Below are 19,132 nucleotides of genomic sequence, written 5' to 3' on the forward strand. Positions count from 1 at the left end.
CAGGACCTGACCGCGGCAGCTGGTCGACAGCCATGTCCGGTCGCTGCTGGCCGAGCACCTTGTCGACGTGCCGTCCTCCGACCGGCACACGGTCAAGCCCTGGTTCGTCGGCAAGATCGACGCGGCCCCGCCGGTGGTCGACCTCGCGGCGCAGGGCTTCCCGCTGGTGGGCGGGCGGCTCGACTATCTCGGCCGCCGGGTGGTGGCGGCGCTGGTCTACCGCCATGGCGGCGGGCACGTCGTCAACCTGTTCGTCTGGCCGAACCCGGGCGCCGCGGACAGCACCCCGACGGCGGAGACGGAGGAGGGGTACCGCCTGCTGCACTGGGTGCGGTCGGGGCTGGAGTTCTGGGCCGTGGCCGATATCGACCTGTCCGAGCTGCAGGCCTTCCAGGCGGCCTATCAGCAGGGCGCGGCGACGCAGGGGGCGCCGCAGCCGGTCCAGCCCTGACCTACAATTCCAGTTTCATGCCTTCATGGCTGGCGACGAAGCCGAGCCGGGCATAGAAGCGGTGGGCATCGGGTCGGCGCTTGTCGGTGGTCAGCTGCACCAGGGCGCAGCCGCGCGAACGGGCCCGGGCGATGGCCCATTCCATCATCGCCCGGCCGGCGCCCCGGCCCCGCAGCGCCGAGTCGATGCGCACGGATTCGATCTGCGCCCGCCAGGCGCCGCGGCGCGACAGGCCGGGGATGAAGCTGAGCTGGAAGCAGCCGACCACCCGGCCGTCCAGCTCGGCCACCACCATCTCGTGGTTCGGGTCGGCGGCGATCGCGGCGAAGGCGGCCTGGTAAGGCGCCTCGACCGCCGCTTCGCGATTCTTGCCCAGCGGATCGTCCGCCAGCAGCCGCAGGATCGCGGGCAGGTCGCCGGCCTCAGCCGGCCGCATCGTCACATCCATCATCCGCTCCGGAATTCCGTCATTCGTCATATCGGCTTATCGTGAGGCCGTGTCTTTGACGAGTGCCCCGGCCGCCGAGCATTGATGACATGAACGATAGTCCAGGGCGGAGGCCCGGGCCTCCAGGCCCGCCCGTCCCTCCCGGTGGCGTTGCTCTGCTGCGCCGGATCATCGACCAGGCGGCGGTCAGCATGGCGATCGCGGGGGCGGACGGACGCTGCCTGTATGTCAACGCCGCCTTCCGCACCATGTTCGGCTACAGCGCCGAGGAGTGCATCGGCCGCACCGTCGACGACATCGTCCACCCCGATGACCGCGCGGCGGTCCAGGCCGGGCTCGAGGCGCTGCGGCGCAGCGATATCGAGACCCCGCGGGCCGAGCGGCGCTACGTCCGGAAGACGGGCGAGGTCTTCTGGGGCATGGTCACCGCCTCCGCCCTGCGCGACGCGGCCGGCGCCCCACCGGGCCATTACCTGCTGCAGATCATCGACATCGGCCCGCAGAAGCAGGCCGAGGCAGCGCTCAGCGCGTCCGAGGAACGCTGGAGCCACGCCCTGCAGGGGTCCCGCCAGGTGGTCTGGGACTTCCATGTGCCGACCGGCATGGTCTGGGTCTCGCCGCAATGGCAGGAACTGCTGGGTTTGCCGGAGGAGGAGCGCGTCCACCACATCAGCCAGTGGCTGAGCAAGATGCACCCCGACGACCGCGACCGGGTGGCCGAAGCGACGGAACGGGTGCGCAGCCGGGGCGACGCCGAATTCGACGCGGTCTACCGCCTTCGGCACCACGTCACCGGGCGCTGGATCTCGGTGCTCAGCCGCGGCCGGGTGGTCGAGCGCACCGCGGACGGCAGCATCCAGCGGATGATCGGCACCATCGTCGATATCTCCCGCGAGAAGGAGATCGAGGCGCAACTGGCCGAGGTGACCGAGCGGCTGCAGGTCGCGATCGAAGCCGGCGGGGTCGGCATCTACGAGCTGGACTTCGTGACCGGCCGCTACCGCTGGGACGAGCGGATGCACGACCTGTACGGCCTGCCCTGGGGCGGCTTCGACGGCACGCTGGAGGGATGGCTGCGGCTGATCCACCCCGACGACATCCCGCATGCGATGCGGCAATACGAGATCGCGCTGCACGAGACCTCGGTCTACCAGGCCGATTACCGGATCCTGCACCGCGTCTCGGGCGGGATCCGGCATGTCCGCTCTCTGGCCCGGGTGATCCGGGCCGCCGACGGCACGCCGCTGCGCGCGGTCGGCACCAACTGGGACATCACCGACCACAAGCAGGCGGAGGCCCGGCAATCCGCCCTGAACGAACGGTTGGAGGTCGCGCTCGACGCCGGCGGGGTCGGCATCTTCGAGGTCGATTTCACCACCGGCGAGCGCCTCTGGGACGCCCGGACGCACGAGCTGCACGGCGTGACGCCGGACAGCTTCGACCACACGCCCGAGGGCTTCCGCCGGCTGCTGCCCCAGGAGGATGTGGAGCGGGTCACGCGCATCCACGAAGCGGCCGAACGGGACCAGCTGGCGCAGTACCGGGTCGACTACCGGGTGCTGCACCAGGCAACAGGCACCACCCGCCACATCCGCTCCTCCCTCCGTCTGACCTTCGGCCCCGGCGGCGCCTTGCTGCGCGGCCTCGGCGCCTGCTGGGACATCACCGAGGACGTCGAGCGCAGCAGGCGGCTGCACGACACGCTGACGCTGCTGCAGGCGGTGATGGACGGAACGCCGGACCTGATCTACGTCAAGGACGGCGGCGGCCGCTATCTCCTGGTCAACCCGGCCGTCGAGAAGGTGATGGCCCGGGCCGGGATCGAGATCATCGGCCGGGCGGACAGCGAGATCTTCCCGCCCGAGACGGCACGGGCGCTGATCGAGAACGACCGCCGCGTGCTCGAGAGCGGCGAGGCCCTCACCACCGAGGAGACCGCTGTGGTCGCCGGGGCCGCCCGGACCTACTCCTCCGCCAAGGTGCCGCTGCGGGACGAGCGCGGCGCCATCATCGGCCTGATCGGCACCTCGCGCGACCTGACCGAGGTGAAGACGGCCGAGGCCGCCTTGCGCCGCAGCGAGGCGCGCTGGCAGTTCGCGCTCGACGGGGCGGGCGACGGCATCTGGGACTGGGACATCGACACCGGACACGTCTTCTACTCGCGCCAATGGAAGGCGATGCTGGGCTATGAGGAGGACGAGATCGGCGCCACCGTCGACGAGTGGTCCGACCGCGTCCATCCGGACGACCTGCCGCGCTGCTGGGCGATCATCAACGATCACCTGGCCGGCCGGTCGCCCGATTTCGTGCTCGAGCACCGGATGCGGGCCAGGGACGGTTCCTGGCGCTGGATCCTCGACCGCGGCAAGGTGGTCGAGCGCGACGAGGACGGCCGGGCGCGGCGCATCATCGGCACCCACACCGACATCACTGAGCGCAAGCGGGCGGAGGATGCGATGCGGGCGCTGAACCAGCGCCTGCAGCTCGCGATCGAGGGGGCCGGCGCCGGCATCTTCGAGCTCGACGTCGCCACCGGGCGCTACAGCTGGGACGACCAGATGCATGTGCTCTACGAGGTGGCGACCGGGGCCTATGACGGCAGCCAGGAGGCGTGGCTCGGCTACATCCACCCGGACGACGTGCCCCGCGTGGTGCGCTGCCGTGAGGAGGCGGTCGAGCGCACCTCGCTGTTCAGCATGGATTTCCGCATCCGGCGGCAGCGCTCGGGCGCCATCCGCCACATCCGGTCCCTGGCCCGGGTGATCCGGCATCCCGACGGCAGGCCGGACTATGCGGTCGGGATGAACTGGGACATCACCGACCATGTCGAGCTGGCCGAGGCGCTGTTCGAGGAGAAGGAGCGGCTGCGGGTCACGCTGCACTCGATCGGCGACGCGGTGATCTCGACCGACGCGCTGGCCCGCGTCACCTTCATGAACCCGGCTGCCGAGCAGATGACCGGCTGGTCGGCGGAGGAGGCGATGGGCCGCCCGCTATACCAGGTCTTCCGCCTGATCGACGAGGCCGGCCACGCCGTTCCCGACCCCGTCGAATCCTGTCTGGCCCGGATGCAGCCCTATTACCTGGACACCGACGTCGTCCTGCTGGCGCGGGGTGGAGAGCGGCGCCATATCCGGGATTCGGCGGCGCCGGTGCGCACCGCCTCGGGGGAGGTGATCGGCGCGGTGCTGGTGTTCCAGGACGTCACCCGCGATCGCACGCTGCAGCAGGCCCTGGCCCATTCCGCCACCCATGACAGCCTGACCGGCCTGCCCAACCGCGTCGCCTTCGAGCGGGCGCTGCGCGAGGCCTGTGACCAGGCGCGCCGGGACGGGCGGCGGCATGTGCTGTGCTTCATGGACCTCGACCGCTTCAAGATCGTCAATGACGGCGCCGGCCACGCCGCCGGCGACGCGCTGCTGCGCGACGTCGCCAACCTGCTGCGCCGCCACAGCCGCGGCCGGGACCTGGTCGCCCGCCTCGGTGGCGACGAGTTCGCCATGCTGCTGCGCGACTGCTCGGTCGATGATGGCGTCACCATCGCCCGACAGTTCATCCGCGCGGTGGCCGAGCTGCGCTTCACCTGGGACGACAAGGCCTATCAGATCGGCGCCAGCGTCGGCCTGACCGCGGTCACCGCCGACGGGACCCGGGCTGATGAGCTGCTGAGCCAGGCGGACGTCGCCTGCTACACCGCCAAGACGGCCGGCCGCAGCCAGGTCTCGGTCTATGGTGGCGATGGCAGCGCAGCGCAGCGCCACCGGCGCGAGATCCAGGTCGCCGCCGGCATCCGCGACGCGATCGAGGCCGACCGGTTCCGCCTGTTCGCGCAGCAGATTTGCGATCTGCGGCCCGGGCACACCGCGGCGCGGCATGTCGAGATCCTGCTGCGGATGCAGGACGACAAGGGGCAGATGGTCGAGCCGTCGGGGTTCATCCCCGCCTCGGAACGGTACGACCTGATGGGCAACATCGACCGCTGGGTGATCCGCACCACGCTGCACGGCTACGGCCCGCAGTTGCGGGCGGCGCCGGACCTGTCGATCGGCATCAACCTGTCGGCCAACACGCTGGACGACCCGTTCCTGTGGCCGTTCCTGAAGGAGGAGTTGGCGGCCTCGGGGCTGAATCCCGGCAGGCTGCATTTCGAGATCACCGAGACCGCGGTGATCAACAACCTGGCGGCGGCGAGCCGTTTCGTCGCCAAGGTGCGCGCCGCCGGCTGCGCCGTGGTGCTGGACGATTTCGGCAGCGGCCTCAGCTCCTTCGCCTATCTGCGGCAGTTCCCGGTGGACGGGCTGAAGATCGATGGCGGCTTCATCCGCCAGATCACCACTAGCGCGGTCGACCGGGTGATCGTCGAATCGATCAATGCCATCGGCCACCGCCTCGGTACCGTCACCGTGGCCGAACAGGTCGAGGATGAGGAAACCCTGGCTCTGGTGCGCGCCATGGGGATCGACCAGGCGCAGGGCTTCGCTGTCGGCCGGCCTCGGCCGCTAGACACCCTATTCTGAAATTTCGGAACGAAATCCGGGGTGTGCGTTCCGTCACCGCGACAGGGACCGGTCCGATCCACTATCATCGTATGCACGGCATGTGCAGCGCCAGCTTTGGCGAGATGAGAGGGGAATCCGATGCAAGGCCGTTTCATCGGCGAGTCGGCCATCCGGCCGATGGTCGATGTACCGTCTTCTTTCGCCCGGCCGGACGAACAGCACGTCCTCGGGCTGATCGACCTTGTCTATGAAGCCGGCATCGGCAACGAGGACTGGCCCGATGTGCTGCGTCACCTCGGCGATGCCCTGGGTGGCGAGGCCGTGGTCCTGCGCCGGCTGGCCCCGGCGACGCCAGGGCCCGCGACGCTGGCGACCGAGACCGACCCAGACTACGTCGCGCGCTACCAGGCGCACTACCACCGGTTGCTGCCGCTGCTACCCCTGCTGCCGCGGCTGCAGCCCGGCACGGCCTTCGTCCATTCGGCGCTGATTCCGGATGCCGAATACCGGCGCACCGAGTTCTACAACGACTTCATGCACCCGCAGGGCAAGGATCGCGGCCTGTACTGGGTGGATTTCGACCGTGGCCACCTGTCTGCGATGCTGTCGGTCTGGCGGCCGCTGCGGCGGCCGAACTGGGATGACGAGCAACTCCGGGTGCTGCGGGCGATCGGGCCACATCTCAGCCGGGCGCTGCGCATCGAACGCGGGCTGGCCGCCGCCGGAGGCGCATTCGAGCCCGAGGCGCACCGCCCGGCATCCCCCTTGACCCCGCGCGAATGCGACTGCCTGGGCTGGATCGCCCGCGGCGCGTCGAGCAAGGAGACCGCGCGCCAGCTGTCGCTGTCGGTCTACACCGTCAACGAATACGTCGCCTCGGCGATGCGCAAGCTCGGGGCGGGCAGCCGCGCGGAGGCTGTCGCCCTGGCGCTGCTCTGCGGCGCGATCGGCGGCTGATCCGCCGGCCTTCAGCAAACACCGTCATCGATCGACGTCCATGGCGGCGCATGTCGTCCATCACTGCGGATCCGGCAGGGTTCCCCCCCTCAATTTAGGGGATTGAGATCCCAACAGCTCTCGGGAAAAAGGGAACGAGGTCGCGCCTGGGTTGTTCAGGCTTTGCGGGGGTTGCCGACATGGCCCTCTCTCGCTCGGCCAGCCCTCTCGCATGGGAGCGGGAGTTGCCGTCCTCAGGGCGGCGGTCGGACTGCGGAGCCGGCGACGGAAACGCCGGCCCGCTTCGTGAGTGTCGTGTCTTGGAGGGGGATTTGCAATGCCGTCCGACATCCCGGTCAGCGTGGCCGAGGCCACGGCCTCAAGGGTGTTGCCCGGCACCCGTGCCGCGGTCATGGCCAAGCGGGCCACCGACATCGTTCTGTCGATCGCATTGCTGGTGCTGTTTGCGCCCCTGTTCCTGGCTTGCGCCATCATGATCCGGCGATCGGGCCGGGGCATCTTCTACAGCGACCGACGTGTCGGTCGCGACGGCAGGATCTTCTACTGCCACAAGTTCCGGACCATGGTTCCCAACGCGAACAAGCTGCTGGCGGATCTTCTCCAGAAGAACCCCGAGATGCGGCGCGAATGGGAGAGTGGCTTCAAGCTGAAGAAGGACCCGCGGGTGACCGCGATCGGCCGCTTCCTGCGCAAGACCAGCCTCGACGAGCTGCCGCAGCTGTTTAACGTGCTGAAGGGCGAGATGAGCCTGGTCGGCCCGCGGCCGATGTATGAGGAGGAGCAGGAGCGCTGGGGCGCGGCGATCCGCTACTATCACAGCGTCCGGCCCGGCATGACCGGGATCTGGCAGATCTATGGCCGCAGCGACACCGACTACGAGACCCGGATCCGGCTCAACGTCGAATATGTCCGACGCTGGTCCTATTGGCGCGACATGGCGCTGCTGGTGATGACCCCGCGCGTGTTCTTCGTCCGCTCAGGCGCCTACTGAGATGACCGTCCTCTCCCGGCCGGACGGGGCCCGGCCAGGATGTGCGTAACAAAATAACTTCAAAACGAACGGTCATTAGTATCGTTTTCCGGCAGGATCCGACGACAAAAATTCTCGTTTTCGGATCAGGGATTCATCATGGCGGTCATCAACGGCGGTGCGGGCGCCGATATTCTCGACGGCACGGCGAACAACGACACGATCAGCGGCCTCGGCGGCAACGACATCCTCAACGGCCTGGCCGGCGTGGACACGCTGAATGGCGGTGACGGGAACGATACGCTGCGCGGCGGGCTCGGGGCGGATGTGCTGAGCGGCGGCGCCGGGATCGACAGCGCCGATTACGACGCCAGCGGCGCCGGCGTGACCGTAACGATCGGCGGCATCGGCAGCGGCGGCGACGCCCAGGGCGACAAGGTCGGCGCCGATATCGAGAACATCACCGGCTCGGCCTTCGACGACACCCTGACCGGCTCGGCCGCCGCCAACAGGCTGGTCGGCGGCGCCGGCAACAACACCCTCTACGGCCTCGACGGCGATGACGTCTTGATCTCGGGCGACGCCTCGGGCCCGGGCAATGACCTGCTCGACGGCGGGGCCGGCAACGACAGCCTGACAGCGGGCGCAGGCACCGACATCCTGCGCGGCGGCGACGGAGACGACATCCTGCGCGGGGATGCCGGCGCGGACACGCTGAGCGGCGGCGCCGGCATCGACCAGATCACCTATTTCTTCAGCACCGCCGGCGTCTCGATCAACCTGACGGCGCTGACCGCCTCGGGCGGCGACGCCCAGGGCGACGTGGTCGGCAACGACATCGAGAACATCGAGGGCTCGAACGGCTTCGCCGACACCCTGGTCGGATCGGCCGCTGCCAACGCCATCCTCGGCCGGGGCGGCGCCGACACGATCGACGGGATGGGCGGGAATGACAATCTCGACGGCGGTGCCGGTGACGACGTGCTGCGCGGCGGCGCCGGCAACGACGTGCTCTATGGCGGCGCCACCACCCTGGACGGCGTCAGCGGCAACGACACCCTCGAAGGCGGCGCCGGCGCGGATTCGCTGCGCGGCGGCGCCGGCGTCGACACCATCGTCTACAACGGCCCGGCCGGTGTGACGGTGACCATCGGCGGCACCGGCATCGGCGGTGACGCCCAGGGCGACACGATCAACATCGATATCGAGAACATCCAGGGCACGACCGGCTTCAACGACGTGCTGACCGGGTCGCAGTTCGGCAATGCGCTGTCGGGCAATGGCGGCAACGACACGCTCAACGGCCTGGCCGGCAATGACACGCTCGACGGCGGTGCCGGCAACGATGTCCTCAATGGCGGCGCCGGGGCGGACGCGCTGATCGGCGGCGCCGGCACCGACACCATCGTCTATGGCGGCAGCGCCGGGGTGACGGTGGATCTGACCGCGCTGGCCGCCGCCGGCGGCGAGGCCGAGGGCGACACCGTCGGCAACGACATCGAGAACATCCAGGGGACCGCCTTCGCCGACACCCTGACGGGTTCGGCCGCCGCCAATGTTCTCAACGGCGGGGCCGGCGCGGATGTCCTGAACGGCCAGGCTGGAAACGACACGCTCAGCGGCGGCGACGGGGACGACTTCCTCAACGGCGGTGCCGGGGCGGACCATCTGAACGGCGGTGCCGGCATCGACACCATCAACTATGACGGCCCGGCCGGCGTCACGGTCAACCTGACGACGCTGACCGCCTCCGGCGGCGACGCCCAAGGTGACGTCATCGGTAACGATATCGAGAACATCGTCGGCACGGTCGCCTTCAACGACACGCTGACCGGGTCGGCCGCTGCCAATGTGCTGTCCGGCTACGGCGGCGGCGACACGCTCAACGGCATGGCCGGGAACGACACGCTCAACGGCATGGATGGCAACGACGTGCTCCGCGGCGGGGCCGGGGCCGATGTGCTCGACGGCGGCGCCGGCACCGACACGGCCAGCTATTTCGAGAGCTCGACCGGGATCTCGGTCAGCCTCGCGACCGGCAAGGGTTCCGGGGGTGATGCGCAGGGCGATACCCTGATCGGGATCGAGAATCTCTCCGGCAGCCAGGGCAATGACGGGCTGGAGGGGAATGCCGGCAACAACGTGCTCCAGGGCTGGAACGGCAACGACGCCCTCGTCGGCGGGGCCGGAAAGGACACGCTCACCGGCGGTGCCGGGGCCGACCGGTTCTACTTCACGGCGGTCACCGACAGCGTCGTCGGCGCCAATGCGGACCGGATCACCGACTTCACCCGCTCCCAGGGTGACCGCATCGACCTGCATCTGATGGACGCCAACACGGTGGCGGCGGGCGATCAGGCCTTCACCTTCATCGGCACCGGTCTCTATACCGGTGTCGCCGGCCAGCTGCGCTATGCCTTCAACGGCGCGGACACGACCATCGCCGGCGACCTCAACGGCGACAAGGTCAGCGACTTCCACATCACCCTGACCGGCAACATCGCCCTGCAGGCCGCCGACTTCGTCCTGTAGGGCGGGCCGCAGGGTGCATCAGAGAGCGGGGATGGCCTTGGCCATGTGCACGATGGTGTACTCGCCCCGCTGCTCGTGATGCGTCTCCTGATAGCCGCGCGCGGCGTAGAGCGCGCGGTTCTCGGACATCCGGATGTTGGTGTAGAGCCGCAGCTCGGTCAGGCTGCGGCGCTGCGCCTCGCGCTCGGCGAAATCCAGCAGCCGGCGGCCGAGGCCGCGGCCCTGATGGCCGGGGTCGACCGCGACGTTTACGATCAGCAGATGGTCGGGCTCCGGCTTGAGCTCGATCAGCGCGATGCAGCCATACAGGCCGTCGATCGCCCAGATCTCATGCTCGGCCAGGGCCCGGACATAGTCGGCGCGCATCGGCTTCGGCTCGATGCCGACGCTGATCACCCATTTCGCATAGGCGCGTCGGACCAGGGCCCGGATCGCCTCCGCCTCGTCGGGCTGCGCCCGGCGGATCTCGCCCCATGTCGTGTGGAACATGGGCGTTCTCCCGTCTTTCCATGCACTGCGCGCATGCTATCGTCGGCGGCCCCGATGTCTCACTGAAATTCCTGAAGGCCAGCCCCGCCATGGATCTCGTCCTGCGCAACGCGAACCTGCCCGACGGGCGCACCGGCATCGACATCGGCATCGACGGCAGCCGCATCGCCGCGGTCGAGCCGCAGCTGGCGGCGCGGGGGCGGGAGGAGATCGACGCGTCCGGCCGGCTGGTGACGCCGCCCTTCGTCGACTCCCATTTCCACCTCGACGCCACGCTGTCGCTCGGCCTGCCACGGATGAACCGCTCCGGCACGCTGCTGGAGGGCATCGCGCTGTGGGGCGAGCTGAAGCCGCAGCTGACGCAGGAGGCGGTGATCGCCCGCGCGCTGGCCTATTGCGACCTGGCGGTGTCGCAGGGGCTGCTGGCGATCCGCAGCCATGTCGATGTCTGTGACGACCGGCTGCTGGCGGTCGAGGCGCTGCTGGAGGTCAAGCGCAAGGTCGCGCCCTATCTCGACCTGCAACTGGTCGCCTTCCCGCAGGACGGTCTGTTCCGCTCCGCCACCGCGGAGACGAACCTGCTGCGCGCGCTCGATCTCGGCGTCGACGTCGTCGGCGGCATCCCGCATTTCGAGCGGACCATGGCCGACGGTGCCGCCTCGGTCCGTCGGCTGTGCGAGATCGCGGCGGAGCGGGGGCTGCCGGTCGACCTGCATTGCGACGAGAGCGACGACCCGCTGTCCCGCCACATCGAGACGCTGGCGGCGGAGACCCATCGCCTCGGCCTCGGCGGGCGGGTGACGGGGTCGCACCTGACCTCGATGCATTCGATGGACAACTACTACGTCTCGAAGCTGATCCCGCTGATGCGCGAGGCCGGGGTGGCGGCGATCGCCAACCCGCTGATCAACATCACCCTGCAGGGCCGGCACGACAGCTATCCGAAGCGCCGCGGCATGACCCGGGTGCCGGAGCTGATGGCCGCCGGCATCACCGTCGCCCTCGGCCAGGACTGCGTCATGGACCCCTGGTACTCGATGGGGTCGGCCGACATGCTGGAGGTGGCACATATGGCGGTGCATGTCGGGCAGATGACCGCGCTCGACGCCATCGCCCGCTGCTTCGCCGCGGTGACCACCGAGGCGGCGAAGGTGCTGGAGCTCGAGGGCTACGGCTTGGCCCCCGGCTGCCGGGCCGACCTGGTGGTGCTGCAGGCCGCCGACCCGTTCGAGGCGGTGCGGCTGAAGGCCACCCGCCTGCTGGTGCTGCGCGGCGGCCGGGTGATCGCCTGCACGCCGGAGCGGGCGACGGCGCTGGATCTGCCGGGCCGCCCGGCCACGGTGGTGCCGACCTTCGTGCCGGGGTCGATCCGCTAGGGACTTGCGTCCGTGACTAGAAGCTGCGGCCGATCTCGGCCATGAAGGCTTCCTGCTCGTCGTGCTCCGACATGTGGAAGCGCTGCCAGCTCTTGCCGCGGCGGATCTCGGCGACGAGGCCGTCGGCATCCTGACGGATCTGAAGCCACGGCCTGCCCTTGCTGCCAAAGACCCCAGGGGCGGTTTCCCGAATCCCGGGGATGGCATGACATAGAGCGGTGAGACCCTCGATGGTATCGATGGGGCCGATAAATGAAACCGAAGTCCGCACGATCCGCATGCCGGCATCATGCGGTGAACCGGTGCCGTTTCCAAGTCGTGCGGCCGATTGCGCCGACGTCGTCGAATGACTGTGCCCGGATAGAGATCCGTCATGGCGAGCCCCGAAGGGGCGTGGCCATCCAGACCGTCACCACCGCGCACCGCGGCTGAAGGACTGGATGGCCACGCTTCGCTCGCCATGACGGATCGATGTTTCGAGCAGCCGATACTACGATATCCATCCGGGACATGGAGGCAGGGATGCCTTTCCACATTCGAGACGCTGAGACGGATGCGTTGGTTCGGGAGTTGGCCCGCCGCCGGCAGATCGGGTTGACCGAGGCTGTGAAGCTCGCGGTCCGCAACGAGCTGCGCCGGGATGACGAGGCGGCTCGGCTGCGTGAACGACTGCGGCCTTTGCAGGATAGCGTCGCCGCGAGACCGTTGACAGGACTGGAAGCGGACAAGGCCTTCTTCGATGAACTGAGCGGCGAGGCCTGACACTCTTCGGCGTCTCAGATCGGGGCTGGGCCGATCGTCTCGGAAGTGTCATGCTGGCCTCCTAAAGGCGCCCGCGCGATCGGGCATTCGCCCGGTCGGCACGGCGGGCCCGTGCAGAAGGGAGGATGCGCATGCCGCAGGAACGCCCTGCCCCCAGATACCGTTGCGCGGCCCTGGTCGGACCGTATTCGAGCGGCAAGACCACGCTGATGGAGGCGCTGCTGCACAGCGCCGGCGCGATCCCGCGCAAGGGCAGCGTGGCCCAGAAGAACACCGTCGGCGACGCCTCGGCCGAGGCCCGCGCCCGGCAGATGACGATCGAGCCGAACCTCGCCTCCTGCCGCTATCTCGATGAGGACTGGACCCTAATCGACTGCTCCGGCTCGGTCGAGCTGGCGCATGACGCCATGGCCGCGCTGATGGTCGCCGACATTGCCGTGGTGGTCGCCGAGGCCGACCCCGACCGTGCCGTGATCCTGGCGCCGATGCTGCGCTTCCTGGACGAGCACGAGATCCCGCACATCCTGTTCATCAACAAGATGGACCGCAGCGACATTCGCATGCGCGACCTGCTGGCCGCGCTGCAGCAGGTCTCGTCCCGGCCGTTGTTGCTCCGCGAGGTTCCGATCCGCGACGGCGACAGCGTCTCCGGCTATGTCGACCTGGTCAGCGGCCGCGCCTACAAATGGCGCGAGAACCAATCCTCGGACCTGATCGAGGCGCCGGGCGACATCAAGCCGCGCCAGGACGAGGCGCGCCAGACCCTGCTGGAATCCCTGGCCGATTTCGACGACGCCCTCCTGGAGCAGCTGCTCGAGGACAAGATCCCGGCGCCGAAGGAGATCTATACCCAGCTGACCCGCGACCTGCAGCAAGACCTGATCGTGCCGGTGTTCTTCGGCTCGGCCGAGCACGGCAACGGCGTCACCCGGCTGTGGAAGGCGCTGCGCCACGAGGCGCCGGCGCATGATGCGGCGGCCACCCGGCTGGGCTACGACGCCCATGGCGGCTTCGCCGCCACCGTGTTCAAGACCCAGCACCAGCCGCACACCGGCAAGCTCAGCCTGGCCCGGATCTGGAGCGGACGGCTGGCCGACAACGGCAATCTCGGCAGCCGCCGCATCTCCGGCCTGTACCGGCTGAAGGGCGGCGAGAACCAGAAGCTGGCCGAGGCCGGCCCCGGGGAGATTGTCGGCATCGCCCGGCTCGACGACCTGGCCACCGGCCAGACGCTGCGCGCCGACGGCACCGCCGAGGCGACCTGGAACTGGCCGAAGCCGGCGGAGCCGGTGCACGCCGTGGCCCTGTCGCTATCCGACCGCAAGGACGACGTCAAGCTGACCACCTCTCTCGCCAAGCTGTGCGAGGAGGACACGGCGCTGTCGGTGCACCATGTCGACGCGACCGGCGAGCTGACCCTGGCCGGGCAGGGCGACATCCAGCTGCAGATCGCGGTGGAGCGGCTGAAGAGCCGGTTCAATGTCGCGGTCACCACGGTGCCGACCCGCACCGCCTATCGCGAGACGATCCGGCGGCCGACCAAGCAGCATTCCCGCTTCAAGCGCCAGACCGGTGGCCATGGCCAGTTCGCCGACATCCAGGTCGAGATCCGGCCGCTGCCGCGCGGTGAGGGCTTCGTGTTCGATAACAAGGTGGTCGGCGGCGCCGTGCCGAAGAACTACATCCCGGCGGTGGAGGCCGGCGCGCGCGAGGCGATGAACCGCGGGCCGCTGGGCTTCCCGGTGGTCGACGTCGCCGTGGCCCTCGTGGACGGCCAGCACCATTCGGTCGACAGCTCCGACCAGGCCTTCCGCACGGTGGCGCAGATGGCGATGGCCGAGGGGCTGGCGAATTGCGACCCGGTGCTGCTGGAGCCGATCCAGGCCGTGTCGATCGCGGTGCCGGCGGAATACACCGCCAAGGTGCACGCCATCGTCTCCAGCCGGCGCGGCCAGATCCTGGGCATGACCGCGCGCGAGGGCTGGACCGGCTGGGACCAGATCGAGTGCCAGCTGCCGGAGGCGGAGATGCACGGGCTGGCGGTCGAGCTGCGCTCGGTCACGCTCGGCGTCGGCAGCTTCACCGCCCGCTTCGACCATCTGCAGGAGCTGATGGGCCGCATCGCCGAGCAGGTGGTGGAGGAGCGGAGGAGGGCTGTCGCGGCCTGAGCGGTTGTCGGGATTTCTCCAAATCGTCATTGCGAGGAGGCAAAGCCGACGAAGCAATCCAGGGCCGGTTCACGCCGCCCTGGATTGCTTCGCTGCGCTCGCAATGACGGTGTAGAACAGGCGACATGGAGACAAGGCCGGTCCGGCCTATGACAGCAGCGATGACGACCAGCGGGGGGGAAGCCCGGGAATGCTGAGCCTGAGGCGGGTGGAGCCGGAGGATTCCGACCGGCTGTTCACCTGGCGGAACCTGCCGCATGTCGCGGTCCACCAATACACCGACCACGAGATCACCCGGCCGGAGCACGATGCCTGGTTCGCCCGCATCCTGGCCGATCCGCGCCGGGTCTACTGGATCATCCAGGATGACGGCGAGCCGATCGGCCTGGCCAACCTGGTCGATATCGACCAGCGGAACAGCAAATGCGCCTGGGCCTTCTACCTCGGCGCCAGCGACCTGCGCGGCAAGGGCATCGGCAGCTGGGTCGAGCTCAAGGTGCTGGACTATGTCTTCCTCGAGCTGAAGCTCAACAAGCTGTGCTGCGAGGTGCTGACCAGCAATCCGGGCGTGGTGCGCATGCACAAGCGCTTCGGCTTCCACGAGGAGGGGCTGCTGCGCGCCCATGTGCGCAAGGGCGGCCAGTTCCTGGACGCCCATGTGCTGGGTCTGCTACGCGATGACTATCTGGCCCAGCGCGACGACCTGGTGGCGATGCTGCGCAAGCTCGGGATACAGGCGGACTAGGCGGCTACCGGGACGGCGCCGCGGCTATCAGGCCCTCGGCGGAATCGACGATCACCAGCATGGTTCCGGCCAGCGGGGTCGGGGTGCGGTCCGGGCGCAGCACGGCGTCGTAGCGGGGATCGGCCTTCGCCGCCGCCTCGTAGTCGCTGTCGAGGATGCCGTGGCGGTCGAGGAAGACGTTCATAGGGCCCGGCACCCGGATGCATCCCTTCGAGGCTGGCCGGCCGAGGCGCTGTTCCAGAACATCCGGGTCGGTGGCGTGCACCAGCAGCCGGATCTCGGCGGTGCCGCCGTCGGCGTCCCAGCCGCGCTCGGCGGTCTGCCAGCCGAAATCCCAAACCCGCATGCCCTGGAGGCCGAGGCCGCGGATGCCGTTGGCGTTGAAGGTGCCCTCGGCGCGCCAGTCGAGGATCGCGTCGGTGTGCGGGAACACGCCGGTCGGCGTGATGAAATAGCCGTGCCGGCCTTCCTGCCCGGTCGAGACCCTGGTGCCACCCAGGCTCTGCCAGGGACCGGAGGGGCGCGCCAGCACCAGGCGCATCTCCTGCACCGCCGGGTTGCGGTCCACCACCATCACCAGCTGCGGCCGACGGATGGCCTGGCCGCGGGCCGCGACCGCGCGCTGCGCCAGGGCGGCCCAGCGCTGGCCGGTCTCGGGCGAATCGGTGATCGCGCCCGGCACTTCCCGTGCGAGGCTGGCCTGGAGCCGGGCGAATTCGCCGTCGACATCGACCGATGATCCGATGGTGGCCGTGGATGCCGGAGGAGGAGGGCGGCTGCACCCGAGCACCAGAATCGGCAGGATGACGGCAAGCAGGAAGCGCGTAGACATCGACATCTCGACAATCGCGATTGCGCCGGATCAAGAGATCCGGTTGTCTTTGCTCCGCTTCCGTCTGTATTCATACCATATCATGCGCCAATATTCACCGGCCGATTTCGGGATCGTCCCTATGGCCGGGCCGCCGGCAGGACATAGCGCTCCAGCACATCGCGGCCGAGCGCGTCCTGCGCGTCAGGCTGGTCGTAGAGGCCGGCGGTGACCACCACCAGCAGGTCGCGATCGGGCACCAGGAACAGCCGCTGGCCGCCCCAGCCGACACCGGCGCTCCAGCGGAGATCCTGCCCGCCGATCTGCGAATGGCCGAGCCACCATTGGAAGCCGTAGTCGATCTCGTCCTCCGCCGCGATCTGCCGGGTCGTCGACTGCGCGATCCAGCCGGGCGAGACGATCTGCTTGCCCTGCCAGGCGCCGTGGTCCAGCACCAGCCGGCCGATCTTGGCGATGTCGCGCGGCCGCAGCCGCAGGCCGGAGGCGGCGACCGGGTCGCCGTTCGGATAGCGCACCCATTCGACGTCGTCGATACCGAGCGGCGCGAACAGCACCTCCCGTGCCAGCACGTCGAGCGGCCGGCCCGACACCTGCTTCAGCACGGCCGACAGCAGGGCCGTGGCCCCGCCGCTGTAGGTCCAGCGTTCGCCCGGCGCGGTGGCGAAGGGCTGCTCCAGCACATAACGGTATGGGTCCGGCGCGTCCGACATCAGGCGTTCGCTGTTGCGCGGGTCGCTGTAGGGCAGGTCCTCGCTCCAGGCCAGGCCGCTGGACATGGTCAGCAGGTGCCGCAGAGTGATGCGGTCTGTCTCCGGCGAGCGCAGATCGGCGTATTGCGGCAGCAGCGACAGCACCGGCGCGTCGATATCCTTGATCCAGCCATGGTCGACCGCGATGCCGACCAGCAGCGACGTCACGCTCTTGGTGATCGAGCGCAGGTCGTGCTTGGTCGCGGCGTCATGCGCGACGCGGCCCAGCGGCTGGCCCCAGCGCTCGTCCTCGCCGGCGAAGTAGCGCTCATAGACCAGCGTGCCGTGCCGCACGACCAGCACGGCATGGGCATTGCGAGCCTCCAGCGCCGGGCCGACGGCGCAGAGCGTCGCCGGGTCGAAGCCTTCGTCGGCCGGCACGGCGATGGCCCAGCCATCGTTCAGCACCGCCGGCGCATGGCAATCGGGCGGTGTGTCCGCGGCCACGGCGGGGGAGGCGAGGAGGGCGATCAGGGGCAGGGCACGGCGAAGCGGCATGGTCGTCTCCGTCTGGGCGCGATCGGGCGCGCCTCGGATCGGTAGCAGGGCCACCGAACGGCCACTGTACCGGGATTGCTCGGCCCCCGATTCACCTCCGCCCCGCCACGGGTTCGCCGCAGAGCGGGACCGATGATGCGGCGCTGGATATCTCGGGGGAGGGATCATGCGTATTTTGTCGAAGGTTTTCGCGGCCGGGCTGATGCTGGCTTTGGCCGCCTGCGTGTCGTCGCGGCCAGCGGTGCAGGAGGCGACCATGTATCAGGAGATGGCGCCTCTACGCGCCTCGTCCGGTGTCGCCGACGGGCTTGTGCCGTTGGCGAGCCAGGGCGCGGCCGTGCCCCAACCGCGCCGGAGCGAGCCCGCGCCGCTGGAGATCGCGCAGCAGGAGCGGCTGGGCACGCGCTGGGGCGAGGAGATCCGCTCGCCGATCCGCTTCGTCAGCCTGACCCGCTTCTGGCCGGACCGGCCGGAGGCGCAGGTGACGGTCCGCTATGATGGCCGCCGCAGCGCAGCGACGGGGCCGGTCAGCACTGTCCGCAGCCTGCTGGTCTCGGGCGGAGCCGTGGACTTCTCGGTGCTGGGCGCCAGGGGCACGCCGATGCGGCTGACGCCGACCGGTGGCGGTGACCTTCGCCTGCAGGGCCGCTCCGGCGACGTCTACCGGCTGGCTTTCGACAACCGGGGCCGCCGGACGATCGAGGTGATGGCCACGGTCGATGGACTCGACGTTATCAGCGGCCGGCTTGGCAGCATCGCCAATCGCGGCTATGTGGTGCGCCCGGGCGAGCGGCTGGTGATTGAGGGCTTCCGCAAGAACGAGGACGAGGTCGCGGCCTTCCGCTTCTCCGCGCCAGGCGATGCCTATGCGGCCAACACGCCGCAGGGCGACCCGCGCAACATCGGCGTCATCGGCCTGGCGCTGTTCACACTTGACGATCCGGACAACGAGCTCATGGCCGGCTCGCCCCAACCGTTCCCGGCCGACGCGTCGCGCGATCCTCGCTTCGCCCCGCCGCCGACGCCATAGCCCTTGCGTCGGATCTCATGATCGAGATAATTTCCCGATCATGAGAAGTGACGTCATCAGTGACCTCGAGCCGGTTGACGCCCGTCTGGCCGCGCGCTTGGCGGCGTTGCGGGCGGAGCAGGGATGGTCCTTGGACGCGCTGGCCGAGCGCAGCGGCATCAGCCGGGCGACGCTGTCGCGGCTGGAGCGCGGCGAGACCAGCCCGACCGCCTCGCTGCTCGGGCGGTTGTGCACCGCCTATGGCCGCACCATGTCCGGCCTGATCGCCGAGGTCGAGACCGACCCGCCGCAACTGCTGCGGCGGGAAGAGCAGCCGGGCTGGACCGATCCCGAGACCGGCTTCCGCCGCCGCAGCGTCTCGCCGCCCGCCACCGGCTTCCGGGGCGAGCTGGTCGAAGGCGTGCTGCCGCCCGGCGCCGTCGTCAGCTACGACACGCCGCCGATCCACGGCATCGAGCAGCATGTCTGGATGCTGGAGGGGGAACTGGAGCTGCTGGTCGACGACACCGTCCATCGGCTCGGCCCGGGCGACTGCCTGCGCTACCGCCTGTTCGGCCCGACCCGCTTCCATTGTCCCGGCCCGCGGCCGGCCCACTACGTCATCGCCCTATGCAAGCCGTGAGCGC

16 protein-coding genes are annotated in these 19,132 nt (G+C 69.4%); 11 read left to right on the forward strand and 5 right to left on the reverse strand.

What is annotated here, in order from left to right:
• The first annotated feature begins 67 nt into the window (after nt 1-67).
• A complete protein-coding gene (locus tag P409_RS02440; protein WP_052119935.1) occupies nt 68-451 on the forward strand; it encodes an anti-sigma factor family protein in 384 nt (127 codons plus the stop codon).
• A gap of 1 nt (nt 452) precedes the next feature.
• Here P409_RS02440 and P409_RS02445 read toward each other — a convergent pair whose 3' ends face one another.
• A complete protein-coding gene (locus P409_RS02445) occupies nt 453-929 on the reverse strand; it encodes a GNAT family N-acetyltransferase (RefSeq protein WP_238578578.1) in 477 nt (158 codons plus the stop codon).
• A 59-nt stretch (nt 930-988) separates the two neighbouring features.
• Here P409_RS02445 and P409_RS35950 point away from each other — a divergent pair, with 59 nt between their 5' ends.
• The 4 genes from P409_RS35950 to P409_RS41155 all read left to right on the forward strand — a co-directional run bounded on the left by P409_RS35950 (nt 989) and on the right by P409_RS41155 (nt 9,857).
• The gene (locus P409_RS35950) at nt 989-5,416 is read left to right on the forward strand and encodes a PAS domain-containing protein (RefSeq protein WP_081991151.1); all 4,428 of its coding nucleotides are present in this window, start codon (nt 989-991) and stop codon (nt 5,414-5,416) included.
• A 120-nt stretch (nt 5,417-5,536) separates the two neighbouring features.
• Nucleotides 5,537-6,355 (forward strand): helix-turn-helix transcriptional regulator, encoded by an 819-nt coding sequence (locus tag P409_RS35955; RefSeq protein ID WP_052119937.1) that lies wholly within the window; start codon nt 5,537-5,539, stop codon nt 6,353-6,355.
• A gap of 316 nt (nt 6,356-6,671) precedes the next feature.
• Nucleotides 6,672-7,346 carry a sugar transferase gene (locus P409_RS02460; RefSeq protein WP_052119938.1) on the forward strand — a complete coding sequence of 225 codons (675 nt, stop codon included), beginning with the start codon at nt 6,672-6,674 and terminating at the stop codon, nt 7,344-7,346.
• A gap of 138 nt (nt 7,347-7,484) precedes the next feature.
• A complete protein-coding gene (locus P409_RS41155; RefSeq protein ID WP_034831439.1) occupies nt 7,485-9,857 on the forward strand; it encodes a beta strand repeat-containing protein in 2,373 nt (790 codons plus the stop codon).
• A gap of 18 nt (nt 9,858-9,875) precedes the next feature.
• Here the strand turns inward: P409_RS41155 and P409_RS02470 are convergent, their stop codons facing one another.
• Nucleotides 9,876-10,346 (reverse strand): GNAT family N-acetyltransferase, encoded by a 471-nt coding sequence (locus P409_RS02470; protein ID WP_034831441.1) that lies wholly within the window; start codon nt 10,344-10,346, stop codon nt 9,876-9,878.
• Nucleotides 10,347-10,435: 89 nt separating this feature from the next.
• Between P409_RS02470 and P409_RS02475 the strand changes: the two genes are divergently transcribed.
• Nucleotides 10,436-11,722: an amidohydrolase family protein gene (locus tag P409_RS02475; RefSeq protein WP_034831470.1), complete on the forward strand. Its 1,287-nt coding sequence runs from the start codon at nt 10,436-10,438 to the stop codon at nt 11,720-11,722.
• A 16-nt stretch (nt 11,723-11,738) separates the two neighbouring features.
• Here P409_RS02475 and P409_RS02480 read toward each other — a convergent pair whose 3' ends face one another.
• Nucleotides 11,739-12,002, reverse strand: a complete 264-nt coding sequence (locus P409_RS02480; protein ID WP_034831443.1) for a hypothetical protein — start codon at nt 12,000-12,002, stop codon at nt 11,739-11,741.
• 242 nt (nt 12,003-12,244) lie between these two features.
• Here P409_RS02480 and P409_RS02485 point away from each other — a divergent pair, with 242 nt between their 5' ends.
• From P409_RS02485 to pseH, 3 genes are all read left to right on the forward strand, one after another.
• Nucleotides 12,245-12,484, forward strand: coding sequence for a type II toxin-antitoxin system VapB family antitoxin (locus P409_RS02485; protein WP_034831472.1), 240 nt, complete (start codon nt 12,245-12,247; stop codon nt 12,482-12,484).
• Nucleotides 12,485-12,615: 131 nt separating this feature from the next.
• Entirely contained in the window at nt 12,616-14,652 is a 2,037-nt protein-coding gene (locus P409_RS02490) for an elongation factor G (protein WP_152613209.1), read from the forward strand.
• A 190-nt stretch (nt 14,653-14,842) separates the two neighbouring features.
• The gene (pseH, locus tag P409_RS02495) at nt 14,843-15,397 is read left to right on the forward strand and encodes a UDP-4-amino-4,6-dideoxy-N-acetyl-beta-L-altrosamine N-acetyltransferase (RefSeq protein WP_034831445.1); all 555 of its coding nucleotides are present in this window, start codon (nt 14,843-14,845) and stop codon (nt 15,395-15,397) included.
• 4 nt (nt 15,398-15,401) lie between these two features.
• Here pseH and P409_RS02500 read toward each other — a convergent pair whose 3' ends face one another.
• Both P409_RS02500 and P409_RS02505 read right to left on the reverse strand, forming a co-directional pair.
• Nucleotides 15,402-16,229: a L,D-transpeptidase family protein gene (locus tag P409_RS02500; protein WP_034831474.1), complete on the reverse strand. Its 828-nt coding sequence runs from the start codon at nt 16,227-16,229 to the stop codon at nt 15,402-15,404.
• A gap of 119 nt (nt 16,230-16,348) precedes the next feature.
• Nucleotides 16,349-17,476 carry a serine hydrolase domain-containing protein gene (locus tag P409_RS02505; protein ID WP_034831448.1) on the reverse strand — a complete coding sequence of 376 codons (1,128 nt, stop codon included), beginning with the start codon at nt 17,474-17,476 and terminating at the stop codon, nt 16,349-16,351.
• A gap of 166 nt (nt 17,477-17,642) precedes the next feature.
• Between P409_RS02505 and P409_RS02510 the strand changes: the two genes are divergently transcribed.
• Both P409_RS02510 and P409_RS02515 read left to right on the forward strand, forming a co-directional pair.
• Entirely contained in the window at nt 17,643-18,506 is an 864-nt protein-coding gene (locus P409_RS02510; protein WP_161790326.1) for a hypothetical protein, read from the forward strand.
• Between the two features lie 40 nt (nt 18,507-18,546).
• Nucleotides 18,547-19,128, forward strand: a complete 582-nt coding sequence (locus P409_RS02515) for a helix-turn-helix domain-containing protein (RefSeq protein ID WP_034831449.1) — start codon at nt 18,547-18,549, stop codon at nt 19,126-19,128.
• Nucleotides 19,129-19,132 lie beyond the last annotated feature (4 nt).

Source organism: Inquilinus limosus MP06, assembly GCF_000767795.1.
Lineage (GTDB): Bacteria > Pseudomonadota > Alphaproteobacteria > DSM-16000 > Inquilinaceae > Inquilinus > Inquilinus limosus_E.